This window comes from Alteromonas sp. K632G, from assembly GCF_017653625.1.
In the GTDB taxonomy this organism is placed as follows: Bacteria; Pseudomonadota; Gammaproteobacteria; order Enterobacterales; family Alteromonadaceae; genus Alteromonas; species Alteromonas naphthalenivorans.
Map to the genome: position 1 here is coordinate 93,067 of NZ_JAGGDM010000015.1, position 12,049 is coordinate 105,115.

At 45.4% G+C, this 12,049-nt stretch carries 12 protein-coding genes; 10 read left to right on the forward strand and 2 right to left on the reverse strand.

The genetic code is table 11. The features are described from left to right. Positions 1-131: 131 nt before the first annotated feature. Positions 132-1,499: a DNA repair protein RadA gene (gene radA, locus J5X92_RS15050; protein WP_013783356.1), complete on the forward strand. Its 1,368-nt coding sequence runs from the start codon at positions 132-134 to the stop codon at positions 1,497-1,499. Here radA and J5X92_RS15055 read toward each other — a convergent pair. Both J5X92_RS15055 and ettA read right to left on the reverse strand, forming a co-directional pair. Then, on the reverse strand, positions 1,466-1,888 hold the full coding sequence (locus tag J5X92_RS15055; protein WP_013783357.1) for a PilZ domain-containing protein: 423 nt from the start codon (positions 1,886-1,888) through the stop codon (positions 1,466-1,468). The two genes, radA and J5X92_RS15055, sit on opposite strands and share 34 nt — an antisense overlap. 140 nt (positions 1,889-2,028) lie before the next feature. Further along, positions 2,029-3,696, reverse strand: coding sequence for an energy-dependent translational throttle protein EttA (ettA, locus tag J5X92_RS15060; protein WP_013783358.1), 1,668 nt, complete (start codon positions 3,694-3,696; stop codon positions 2,029-2,031). Positions 3,697-3,908: 212 nt separating this feature from the next. Here ettA and lpxD point away from each other — a divergent pair, with 212 nt between their 5' ends. From lpxD to thiL, 9 genes are all read left to right on the forward strand, one after another. Next, on the forward strand, positions 3,909-4,937 hold the full coding sequence (gene lpxD / locus J5X92_RS15065; RefSeq protein ID WP_013783359.1) for a UDP-3-O-(3-hydroxymyristoyl)glucosamine N-acyltransferase: 1,029 nt from the start codon (positions 3,909-3,911) through the stop codon (positions 4,935-4,937). 135 nt (positions 4,938-5,072) lie between these two features. Then, positions 5,073-6,329, forward strand: a complete 1,257-nt coding sequence (gene glyA, locus J5X92_RS15070; protein WP_013783360.1) for a serine hydroxymethyltransferase — start codon at positions 5,073-5,075, stop codon at positions 6,327-6,329. A gap of 84 nt (positions 6,330-6,413) precedes the next feature. Further along, complete coding sequence (nrdR, locus tag J5X92_RS15075; protein ID WP_013783361.1) at positions 6,414-6,863, forward strand: transcriptional regulator NrdR; 450 nt, start codon at positions 6,414-6,416, stop codon at positions 6,861-6,863. 101 nt (positions 6,864-6,964) lie between these two features. Continuing rightward, positions 6,965-8,092: a bifunctional diaminohydroxyphosphoribosylaminopyrimidine deaminase/5-amino-6-(5-phosphoribosylamino)uracil reductase RibD gene (ribD, locus tag J5X92_RS15080; protein ID WP_338455991.1), complete on the forward strand. Its 1,128-nt coding sequence runs from the start codon at positions 6,965-6,967 to the stop codon at positions 8,090-8,092. 15 nt (positions 8,093-8,107) lie between these two features. Continuing rightward, on the forward strand, positions 8,108-8,770 hold the full coding sequence (locus J5X92_RS15085; protein ID WP_013783363.1) for a riboflavin synthase: 663 nt from the start codon (positions 8,108-8,110) through the stop codon (positions 8,768-8,770). A gap of 22 nt (positions 8,771-8,792) precedes the next feature. Continuing rightward, entirely contained in the window at positions 8,793-9,893 is a 1,101-nt protein-coding gene (ribBA, locus tag J5X92_RS15090; RefSeq protein WP_126873461.1) for a bifunctional 3,4-dihydroxy-2-butanone-4-phosphate synthase/GTP cyclohydrolase II, read from the forward strand. Between the two features lie 223 nt (positions 9,894-10,116). Further along, positions 10,117-10,590: a 6,7-dimethyl-8-ribityllumazine synthase gene (gene ribE / locus J5X92_RS15095; RefSeq protein WP_013783365.1), complete on the forward strand. Its 474-nt coding sequence runs from the start codon at positions 10,117-10,119 to the stop codon at positions 10,588-10,590. Between the two features lie 13 nt (positions 10,591-10,603). Then, a complete protein-coding gene (nusB, locus tag J5X92_RS15100; protein WP_013783366.1) occupies positions 10,604-11,026 on the forward strand; it encodes a transcription antitermination factor NusB in 423 nt (140 codons plus the stop codon). A gap of 45 nt (positions 11,027-11,071) precedes the next feature. After that, the gene (thiL, locus tag J5X92_RS15105) at positions 11,072-12,037 is read left to right on the forward strand and encodes a thiamine-phosphate kinase (protein WP_013783367.1); all 966 of its coding nucleotides are present in this window, start codon (positions 11,072-11,074) and stop codon (positions 12,035-12,037) included. Positions 12,038-12,049 lie beyond the last annotated feature (12 nt).

Genomic DNA, 12,049 nt, shown 5'->3' on the forward strand with positions numbered 1-12,049 from the left:
ACAGCGTTTTGCAAACTGCAACGCGAATGACGACTGGGATGAGAGTCTGACAAAACTGTTAGATGGGTTAGTGTGCCTTGGTATCTTAATAAGATAGAATACTCTTTTTCACGCTGGGATAAAACTGGAATATGGCAAAACGAAAAACGGCTTATGTATGCTCAGATTGTGGGGCTGAATTTCCACGCTGGCAGGGTCAGTGTTCTGAATGCAAAGCATGGAACACCATTAGCGAGTTTGTAGTCAGTAGCGCCAAAACCAATTCAAAACCAACCTTATCAGGTTATGCCGGGCAAACTTCCGCTAAAATAGAAATGCTCAATGCGATTGATTTAGAATCTCTACCGCGATTTAGCGCAGGGTTTAAAGAGCTCGATAGGGTTTTAGGCGGTGGAATAGTGCCAGGCGCTGCTATGCTAATTGGCGGCTCCCCTGGTGCCGGTAAAAGCACCCTGTTACTTCAGGTAATGTGTCAAATGGCACAAACTGTAACGGCTTTATACGTAACAGGGGAAGAGTCGCTTCAGCAGGTGGCCATGCGGGCTAAGCGCTTGACCTTGCCTGATGATAAGCTAATGATGCTGGCAGAAACCAGCGTAGAAACTATCTGCGACTTGGCGTTAACCAAAAAACCAAAAATCATGGTTATCGACTCTATTCAAGTGATGCATGTAGCCGATGTGCAATCTGCCCCGGGCAGTGTATCCCAAGTTAGAGAAAGTGCGGCCTATCTAACTCGTTTTGCAAAACAACACCACATCTCAATGTTTCTTGTAGGTCATGTAACCAAAGATGGCAACTTAGCTGGCCCGAAGGTATTAGAGCACTGTATTGACAGTTCAATGATGCTGGAAGGGGAGAGTGATGGGCGCTACCGTACGTTGCGCAGCCATAAAAATCGTTTCGGCGCTGTAAATGAATTAGGCGTATTTGCGATGACAGAAAAAGGCCTAAAAGAGGTGAACAATCCTTCGGCTATTTTTCTAAGCCGTGGCGAAAATGAAACCCCTGGGTCGAGCGTGATGGTCATTTGGGAAGGCACGCGGCCTCTATTGGTAGAAATACAGGCTTTGGTGGACTACTCACAAATGTCTAACCCTAGACGAATTGCGGTGGGGCTTGACCAAAACCGATTGTCGATGTTGCTAGCAGTATTGCATCGTCACGGTAATGTGCAAATGAACGACCAAGACGTCTTCGTGAATGTGGTCGGCGGCGTGAAAGTGAGCGAAACCAGTGCTGACTTAGCGTTACTGTTAGCAATGGTATCGAGTTTTCGAAATCGTTCGTTGCCCAAAGATCTCATTGTATTTGGAGAAGTGGGGCTAGCCGGAGAAATCAGGCCTGTTCCCAATGGCACTGAGCGCATTATTGAAGCCGCTAAACATGGCTTCAAACGTGCGATTGTGCCAAAGGCGAATGCGCCTAAACAGGCAATAAATGGTATGAAAGTTATTCCAGTCTCTCAACTTAGCGACGCATTAGACGCATTAGAATAAACCGCTTCAATTAACGCGTTTAATTCCTTTTCATTTAAATCAGCTTCTTGGCTGTTAAGCAGTATTAAGCGCCTAAGTGCGCTTATGCTGTCTACATCCATTTGAGAAACTTTGCAGCCCAAAGAAACCGAATCTTTGCGGTTATCATTCTGCCGATACAGTTGCTCTATATGCAGGGTGATAACCGGGCTGTCTTCATTTGCTCTGAATGTGGCCGTGTAAGGGTCATGACTGTCGAAAGGTAATTCGTTAAGTGCATCTTCGTTTGCGCTTAATTTTACGCCTTGAAGAGAGACATCAATAATAATGACATCAATGCGCTTATTATGATGGGCAAGTGTTCCTTTTACGGCCAATGGAATACGTGTAAATAAGCGTTTGTCTGACATAACTTCCTCAAGCTTGAAAATCTTTCATTCACTCAGTATTAGTGATGTTAGTACACATGGCAACTAGCAATAAGTGTAGGAGTGTAAAGCAAGTCTTTACGGCACAAAAAAACGGGCTCATATAAGCCCGTTTTGTAACGCTATTTGGTCATGCGCTTGTATTTTAGTCTGTGAGGTTCAACTGCATCTTGACCGAATTCAGCCTTAAGCCAAGTTTCGTAGTCAGAGTAGTTACCTTCAAAGAAGTTAATGTTACCTTCGTCGCGGTAATCCATGATGTGCGTGGCCACTCTATCTAAGAACCATCTATCATGCGAAATAACCATGGCACAGCCTGGGAATTCCAATAGCGCATTCTCGAGTGCTCGTAAGGTTTCAACATCCAAGTCATTAGTTGGTTCATCGAGTAACAGTACGTTACCGCCTGCTTTTAATAGCTTGGCTAAATGCACACGATTTCGTTCACCACCCGATAAGTCTTTAATGAATTTTTGCTGATCGTTGCCTTTAAAGTTAAAGCGGCTGCAATACGCGCGGCTATTGATTTCGAAGTTACCAATACGAATGATATCTTGTTCTTCCGAAATTTCTTTAAACACCGTGGTGTTTTCATTCATGTGGTCACGGAACTGCTCAACGCTGGCAATTTTCACAGAATCACCCAAGCTGATGTCGCCTGAATCTGGTTTTTCTGCACCGGTAAGCATTCTAAATAGGGTAGATTTACCCGCACCGTTTGGCCCGACAATCCCTACAATTGCCCCTTTAGGAACTTTAAACGACAAGTCATCAATAAGTACACGTTCACCGTAGGACTTATTGAGGTGTTCAACTTCAATAACCTTGTCACCTAAACGCTCACCAGGTGGAATGAAGAGTTCGTTAGTCTCGTTACGTTTTTGGTAATCGCCCGTAGACATCTCCTCAAAGCGAGCCATACGCGCTTTGCTTTTTGCGTGGCGACCTTTTGGATTAGAGCGAACCCATTCGAGTTCTTGTCTAATACTCTTTTGGCGTGCATTTTCGCTGCGTTCTTCTTGCTGTAAACGCTGATCTTTTTGTTCCAACCAAGAGGAATAGTTACCTTCCCATGGAATACCTTCACCACGGTCTAGTTCTAATATCCAGCCTGCAACATTATCTAGGAAGTATCTATCATGGGTAATCGCTACCACTGTGCCTTCATAATCGTGAAGGAAGCGTTCTAACCAAGCAACCGATTCAGCATCCAAGTGGTTGGTTGGCTCGTCGAGAAGAAGCATTTCTGGCTTTTCGAGTAACAAGCGACATAAGGCAACACGGCGGCGCTCACCACCTGATAACTTGCTAACGTCTGCATCCCATGCTGGAAGACGAAGCGCTTCGGCAGCACGGTTTAAGGTATTCTCTAAGTTATGTCCGTCTTTCGACTGAATAATCGCTTCAAGTTCACCTTGCTCTTTTGCAAGGGCGTCGAAATCGGCATCAGCTTCTGCGTAAGCAGCATACACTTCGTCTAAGCGAGTTAGCGCGTGTTTAACGTCGGCTAACGCTTCTTCCACGTTTCCGCGTACATCTTTTGATTCGTCTAGTTGAGGCTCCTGAGGTAGATAACCTATTTTAAGACCTGGTTGAGGGCGTGCTTCACCTTCAATTTCGGTGTCTAGTCCGGCCATAATGCGAAGCAGCGTAGATTTACCAGATCCATTTAAACCCAATACGCCAATTTTGGCACCAGGGAAAAAACTAAGAGAGATATTTTTAAGAATTTGACGATTCGGTGGAACAATTTTCCCCACGCGATGCATACTGTAAACGTATTGAGCCATGCTGTGTCCTTGCCAGAAAATAAAGCATCATTGTACTCGTAACAGGATAGTCTGTGCCAGTGTGAACCGCCATACAACCTCATGCTTGATGGTATTTTGTTCAATTGAAGTAAAAAGAAGGCGAAAAGTACGAATAATACGGCGGTCACCTTTAACAAATTGAGGTAAACTTCGCTAGCATACGCTTTAATGAAAAAATAGGTATTCACTGTATGACTGCAATGAACAAACGCCCTTACAGCCTATCGGAACTTGCCAGCCATGTAGGCGGTGTTGTAGAGGGAGACGGCAGTGTCGTTATCTCTGCGGTAGGAACGCTGGCAGGCGCTGCCAGCCATCAAATCTCATTTCTTACTAATCCGAAATATAAATCACAGTTAAGCGATACCTCTGCCGGTGCGGTTATTCTACACAGCAGTTTGAAAGACACGGCCCCGTGCCCAGCGCTTGTGGTAGACAATCCTCATGCAGCGTTTGCACGCATTGCCCAGCTATTTGATACCACACCCGTAGTAGCAAGTGGTATTGCCGACACCGCCGTTATTGCGTCGTCGGCAAATATTGGTAGTGATGTGTCGTTAGGTCACAATGTGATTATTGAAGATAACGTGGTGATAGGCGATAGGGTAACTATTGGTGCGAATACGGTTATTCGTAGAGGTACGCAAATAGGGGAAGGTTGTGTAATTCACCCTAACGTTACTATTTACCACGATGTTGTTTTAGGAAAACGTGTAGCAGTACATAGCCAAACGGTTATCGGTGCTGCAGGCTTTGGTTACGCGAACGACAAAGGCGTATGGCTTCCTATTCCGCAAACGGGGTCTGTACAAATTGGCGACGACAGTCAAATTGGTGCAAGTAGTACTATCGACCGCGGTGCCATGGAAGATACTGTGCTAGGTAAAAATGTGATTATTGATAACCAAGTACAAATAGGTCACAACTGCATTATTGGCGATCATTCGTGTATTTGCGGTGCAACCGGTATTGCGGGCAGTTGCCATATAGGAAAGTACGTTGTTATCGGCGGTGGTGTTGGCGTAAACGGCCATATTTCTATTTGCGACAAAGTGCAAATAACCGGCTACTCCATGATTGTTCAAGATATCACGGAACCAGGGGTTTATTCTTCAGGTCAGCCAGCCACGTCTAACCGAGAATGGAAGCGAAATACCATAAGACTGCAAAAAATTGGCAGTTTATATGACCGCGTGAAGGCGCTAGAAAAACAGGTCTGATCACGTCACAGCGCAGGGAATTCGTTAAACCTGCGCCATTTAAATTAAATTGGTCATAAAGCGGTATACAAGCCCTTGAAAATGACTAGAATAAGCCACGAACAAGCCATAAATTAACGCCGTTAAGGAGTCCTCATGTTACCTCGCGAAATGAATATCGCTGACTTTGATCCAGAACTAGCCGATGCAATGGCTAAAGAGGTTGTCCGTCAGGAACAGCATATCGAACTTATCGCCTCTGAAAACTACTGTAGCCCGCGGGTTATGGAAGCACAGGGCTCTCAACTTACTAACAAGTATGCTGAAGGCTATCCTGGCAAGCGTTATTACGGCGGTTGTGAGCACGTAGATGTGGTTGAGCAACTTGCTATCGACCGTGCAAAAGAGCTTTTCGGTGCAGATTACGCTAACGTGCAGCCTCACTCAGGTTCACAAGCTAACTCAGCGGTATTTATGGCATTGCTTGATGCTGGCGATACTGTGCTTGGTATGAGCCTTTCTGAAGGTGGTCACCTTACTCATGGTTCTCATGTGAACTTTTCGGGCAAAACCTACAATGCCGTTCAGTATGGTTTGAACCACGAAACCGGTGAAATCGATTACGAACAGGTTGCTGCGTTAGCAGAAGAACATAAACCAAAAATGATTATTGGTGGTTTCTCAGCTTACTCAGGTGTTGTTGATTGGGCAAAATTCCGTGAAATCGCCGATAGTGTTGGCGCTTTCTTGTTAGTTGATATGGCGCACGTAGCAGGTTTGATTGCAGCGGGTGTTTACCCAAATCCTCTGCCGCACGCACACGTAGTCACTACAACCACACATAAAACCTTAGCGGGCCCACGAAGTGGACTAATTTTGTCTGCCTGTGGTGACGAAGCGATTTATAAAAAGCTTCAAAGCTCAGTATTCCCGGGCAACCAAGGTGGTCCTTTGTGCCATGTTATTGCAGCAAAAGCAGTAGCGTTTAAAGAAGCACTTCAGCCAGATTTTAAAGAATACCAAACACAGGTTGTTGCGAACGCAAAAGCGATGGTGGCGGTAATGCAAGAACGCGGATACAAAATTGTATCTAATGGTACTGAAAACCATTTGTTCCTGTTAGATCTTATCGATAAAGATATTACGGGTAAAGATGCTGATGCTGCCCTTGGTGCGGCTAACATTACCGTTAACAAGAACTCGGTTCCTAACGATCCTCGCTCACCGTTTGTTACAAGTGGATTGCGTATCGGTAGCCCAGCTATTACTCGTCGTGGCTTTAAAGAAGAACAAGCCAAACAAGTCGCTACATGGATTTGTGATGTGCTAGATAATATGGGTGATGACAGCGTTATTGACCGTGTTAAAAGTGAAGTGGTTGCACTTTGTGAACAGTTCCCTGTTTACGCGTAAGCAACCTAGATAAGAAAAGTTACCACGCGTTAGTCTCTACAAACACAGGCTAACGCGTAGTAAATAGTAAGTTAAGGATCGCTCATGTTTTGCCCCTTTTGTTCAGCACAAGAAACAAAAGTGATTGACTCTCGCCTAGTGGCAGAGGGGCATCAGGTGCGCCGGCGTCGTGAATGCGCAATGTGTCATGAACGTTTTACGACCTTCGAAAGTGCCGAACTCGTAATGCCGCGTGTTATTAAACGTGATGGTTCACGAGAGCCTTTCAACGAAGATAAGCTTCGTGCAGGCTTACAGCGCGCGCTAGAAAAACGCCCAGTGAGTACAGAAAAAGTTGAGCAGTGTATCTTGTCACTTAAGTCAGAGCTTCGGGCAACCGGCGAACGAGAAGTGGGGAGTGAACTGTTAGGCAACCTAATCATGAAAGCGCTAAAAGAGCTAGATAAGGTCGCTTATGTGCGGTTTGCATCTGTTTATCGTTCCTTTGAAGATATCCGAGAGTTTGGTGAGGAAATAGCCAGACTAGGGGATTAACCACGGGATTTGCAGTGTCAATTAATACTACCCATGCTCATATAAATAGCGGCTCAAATACCGACGTAGGCAAAGACCACAATAGTAGCTCTTCCAGTGACTTGCCGGGTAAGGCCGTTGAAATTGACTATTATTGGATGGCCAAAGCCATTCGATTGGCGCAAAAAGGCCAATTTACAACTTCTCCTAATCCCCGTGTTGGTTGTGTCATTGTTAATAATAACAATGACTCTATTGGCCAAGGCTTTCATGTCCAAGCCGGCACCCCTCACGCAGAAATTCATGCCCTTCGTGAAGCAGGGAAAAAAGCAAAAGGCGCTACAGCCTATGTGACACTAGAGCCATGTAGTCATTATGGACGAACGCCCCCCTGCGCAGAAGCACTGATAAAAGCACAAGTCTCGCGAGTAGTTATTGCCATGACTGATCCTAACCCCAATGTCAGCGGTAATGGTATTCGCATGTTACAAGATGCGGGCATTGAGGTGTCATCCGATATTATGTCGGCAGAATCTGCCGCTTTGAACCCAGGCTTTATCAAGCGCATGTTAACTGGCAAACCTTATGTGCGAGTGAAATTAGGCATAAGTGTGGATGGAAAAATTGCGCTTCAAAATGGTAATAGTCAATGGATAACTGGGCCAGAAGCTAGACGAGATGTACAGCATTACCGTGCACAAAGCTGCGCGGTGTTAACAGGATCGGGAACGGTAAAAGCCGATAATCCTAGTCTATTAGTCAGACCAGACGAAGCGAAGTTTGCACATTACCCATTGGAGGCTATTCGCCAGCCAGTGCGGATAATTGTGAATAGTGCCGATGATCTTTCAAGAGACTACAGGTGCATGAACGATGGTCATCCCACCTTCGTGGTATCTACCCAAAATAGCGCCGATACTGACAACCGCCAACACCTAACCGTTGATGCGATGAACGGTAAAGTGGATATCAGTAAATTGATGCTGCAGTTAGGCGACATGCAGTTTAATGAAGTGTGGGTAGAGGCAGGACCGGGTTTAGCTGGCGCCTTACTGATAGCTGGTGAAGTAGATGAACTCATCTGTTATCAAGCACCTAAGCTATTGGGAGACAAAGGGGTGAGTATGGTATCTTTACCCACCTTTACCGAATTGAATCAAGCTATTGAATTGTCGCTGATTGAAAGTCGACAAATAGGTAACGATATTAAGCTTCGTTACCTTCTTAACACCCTTAACACGCCTCAATAGCCTTATAGGAACATTATGTTTACTGGAATTATTCAAGCTTTAGGCAAGATTACCAAACTCGATAACCGAGGTAGTGACATACGGTTAACGGTTTCATCAACTACACTGGATATGGCCGATGTAGCGCTTGGTGATAGTATTGCTACCAACGGGGTATGCCTTACCGTAACTGATATGGGTAGCGATTATTATTGCGCTGATGTATCGGCTGAAACCATAAAACTTACCGGGTTTGCCCATTACGGCACGGGCTCTACTGTGAACCTTGAAAAGGCAATGCGACCCACTGACAGACTGGGCGGACACATTGTTTCAGGTCACGTCGATGGCGTGGGCGAGATCAGTAAAATTATAAAACACACCGACTATGTTGAATTTTGGGTAAAAGCACCTACATCTTTAGCCAAGTACATTGCTCATAAGGGCAGCATCACTGTTGATGGTGTGAGCCTTACAGTGAATGAAGTCAACGGTGCTGAGTTTATGCTTTGGATAATTCCTCATACGCTGAAAGAAACGGTGATGGGACATTACGAAGTAGGCACCGCTGTAAATTTAGAAGTAGATGTAATAGCACGTTACCTTGAACGCTTAATGATGGGTGATAAAGCAGCGTCACCGATATCAAAAGACATTGATATGGCGTTTTTGGCTGAGAACGGATTTTTGAGAAAGTAACCCTACAAGAAGTATAAAAACTATGGCATTTAACACCTCGAAAGAAATTATTGAAGACATTCGTCAAGGTAAAATGGTTATCTTGATGGATGATGAAGATCGTGAAAACGAAGGCGATCTTATTATGGCAGCAGAGCATGTCACGCCAGAAGCCATTAACTTTATGGTAACGCACGCCAGAGGTTTAGTTTGCCTTCCTATGACAGAGGCGCGTTGTCGTCGTCTTAATTTACCGTTAATGGTGGATAAGAACGAAGCGCAGTTTTCTACCAACTTTACGGTGTCGATTGAAGCGGCAACGGGCGTAACTACAGGTATATCAGCCGCCGATCGCGCAGTAACTATCAAAGCTGCGGTCGCGAAAGAAGCAAAGGCGACTGACATTGTGCAGCCAGGCCATATCTTTCCACTAATTGCAAAAGAAGGTGGGGTATTAAACCGCGCAGGCCACACTGAAGCGGGCGTGGATTTACCTCGTTTAGCAGGGTTAGAGCCGGCCGGTGTTATCGTTGAAATCCTAAATGAAGATGGCTCAATGGCACGTCGTCCAGAGCTTGAGAAATTTGCCGAGAAACATGACCTTAAAATTGGCACCATAGCCGATTTAATCGAGTACAGAAATTTAAACGAAACCACCATCGAAAAGGTTGCTCAGTGCAACCTACCCACAGAGTATGGTGATTTCGAGCTTCATACTTTTAAAGACAGTATTGATAATCAGCTACACTTTGCTTTAAAGAAAGGGGAAGTTAGCGCTGAAAACCCAACACTGGTTCGCGTGCACCTGCATAACACTTTCAGTGACTTGTTGGGCTCTACCCGAGGTATTCATCGCTCACTAACGTTATCTGAAGGAATGCAAAAAATTTCTGATGAAGGCGGTGTTCTGGTATTGCTTGGTAAAGATGAGCAAATTGAACAGCAAGTTCGTCGCTTTGCCGCAGAAGATAGAGGCGAACGTCCAACGGGTGCTGATTGGCAAGGCTCGTCACGTACTATTGGTGTGGGTAGCCAAATTTTAGCCTCTATTGGCGTACAAAAAATGCGCCTGCTAAGTAAACCTATTAAGTATCATGCGCTGTCAGGTTACGGCCTAGAAGTGGTTGAGTACGTTCACGACTGAGCGGTTTATAAAGGAGGGGGAGCGCCTGCCGCAAACACGCGGTGAATACATCCATGTACGCTCCGCCACCGCATCCATGCGGTGGAGGGTTTACGGCAGGCACTCCCCCTCCTTATCACTTGGCTGCGGCTAATGAACTAAGTAGCAGAGTAAAAGAAACAATCGATTTAGTTTGGGCGTAGTTGTGGTATACTTCGCGCCGTTTTTCTCGAGGAATGAAATCATGCAAGTAGTTGAAGGTAATATCAGAGCGACCGGTAAGAAGATTGCTATTGTTGTTGCACGCTTTAATAGCTTTGTTGTTGAGAGCTTATTGGAAGGCGCATTAGACACATTAGACCGTCACGGCGAAGTGAATGAAGACGATATCACAGTGGTTCGTGTTCCAGGTGCTTATGAGTTGCCTATTGTTGCTAAGAAACTTGCTGAGAAAAAATCTTTTGACGCCATTATTGCACTAGGTGCGGTAATTCGTGGCGGCACACCTCATTTTGACTTTGTTGCAGGCGAATGTAACAAAGGCCTAGCGCAAGTATCGCTAGAATACGGTGTACCGGTATCTTTTGGCGTTATCACTACAGATTCTATTGAACAGGCTATCGAACGTTCTGGAACCAAAGCAGGCAACAAAGGCGCTGAAGCAGCCTTAGGTGCGCTTGAGATGGTTAACGTTATCGATGCTGTTGAAAAGCTTTAAGGTAAAAAATTAAGTGAAAGTTTCAGCTCGTCGTAAAGCCCGTGAACTTGCCCTTCAAGGCATCTATTCATGGCAAATGAGTCATAACGATATTCAACAAATTGAACTGGCGCTTGCGACCAGTAACGATATGAAGAAAGTTGATATGGCTTATTTTCAGGCACTGCTTCGCGGTGTGGCGCACAGCGCTAGCCACTTAGATACGACTATTAAGCCGTACCTGGGCCGTTTGCCTGAAGAACTAGATGCAATCGAAAAGGCTATTTTACGCATTGCGACACTGGAACTTACAGAGCGTAAGGATGTGCCTTATCGCGTAATTATTAATGAAGCGATTGAACTTGCGAAGTCTTTCGGGGCCGAAGAAAGTCATAAATTCATTAATGGTGCGCTTGATAAAGCGGTTCGCTCGTTGCGTAAAGACGAACGCGATTAACCTTGTACAGTGGCATTGGATGTCACAAGGGTTTAATAGACTATCGTGAAAGAATTTGATCTTATCGGCCGTTACTTCTCTGATGGCGGCCACACTCGTAAAGACGTAGTTATTGGTATCGGTGATGATTGTGCCGTAACTAACGTTCCTAGTAATCAACAATTAGCCGTTACCACAGATACTTTGGTTGCAGGTGTGCACTTCTTAGAAGATGCGCCAGCAAAATCGGTTGCGTATAAAACCGTAGCGGTGAATTTGAGCGATTTAGCCGCCATGGGCGCTGAACCTGCTTGGATCAGCTTATCGCTGTCGTTGCCAACAGTGAATGATGAATGGCTTAGCGAGTTCGTAGATGGTTTGTACGAGCTTACGCAGTACTATTCTGTGCAGTTAATTGGTGGCGATACCGTTAAGGGCCCGATGGCCATGACCATTACGGCGCAAGGGTTTATACCACCCGGTTCCGAACTGACCCGCAGTAATGCAAAACCCGGTGATTGGGTTTATGTTACAGGCACCTTAGGCGATGCTGGTGCTGGCTTGGATATTCTGCAAAATAAACTTAACGTGGCCGGTGAAGCGCGAGATGTGCTTATTAATCGTCATTATTACCCTACGCCTCGAGTAGCAATGGGTACGGCACTTCGTCGTATTGCTTCATCGTGTATTGATGTGTCTGATGGCTTAATCTCTGATTTAGGCCACATTTTGAAAGCATCAGGCTGTGGTGCAAACGTACATGTTGATAAGCTTCCTTTATCGAGAGCGTTAACCAGTGCCGTAGATAATGCCCAAGCGATCGAATATGCACTGTCAGCAGGCGACGACTATGAGCTCATCTTTACCGTAGGTGAAGAACAGCGAGGTAACTTTGAAACCTCGATGGGCGGTAGTAGTGTGAAAGCAACTTGCATTGGTCAGCTTACTGGGCAAGCGGGTCAGTTGTCTTTGCTAAAAGACAATCAGCCGTTTACACCAACCAATGAAAATGGCTACGAACATACTTTCTAGAAGCTAATAGAG

Coding starts and splice junctions, on each gene's coding strand:
- radA (WP_013783356.1), top strand. CDS start 132: ATGGCAAAACGAAAAACGGCTTATGTATGCTCAGATTGTGGGGCTGAA.
- J5X92_RS15055 (WP_013783357.1), bottom strand. CDS start 1,888: ATGTCAGACAAACGCTTATTTACACGTATTCCATTGGCCGTAAAAGGA.
- ettA (WP_013783358.1), bottom strand. CDS start 3,696: ATGGCTCAATACGTTTACAGTATGCATCGCGTGGGGAAAATTGTTCCA.
- lpxD (WP_013783359.1), top strand. CDS start 3,909: ATGACTGCAATGAACAAACGCCCTTACAGCCTATCGGAACTTGCCAGC.
- glyA (WP_013783360.1), top strand. CDS start 5,073: ATGTTACCTCGCGAAATGAATATCGCTGACTTTGATCCAGAACTAGCC.
- nrdR (WP_013783361.1), top strand. CDS start 6,414: ATGTTTTGCCCCTTTTGTTCAGCACAAGAAACAAAAGTGATTGACTCT.
- J5X92_RS15085 (WP_013783363.1), top strand. CDS start 8,108: ATGTTTACTGGAATTATTCAAGCTTTAGGCAAGATTACCAAACTCGAT.
- ribBA (WP_126873461.1), top strand. CDS start 8,793: ATGGCATTTAACACCTCGAAAGAAATTATTGAAGACATTCGTCAAGGT.
- ribE (WP_013783365.1), top strand. CDS start 10,117: ATGCAAGTAGTTGAAGGTAATATCAGAGCGACCGGTAAGAAGATTGCT.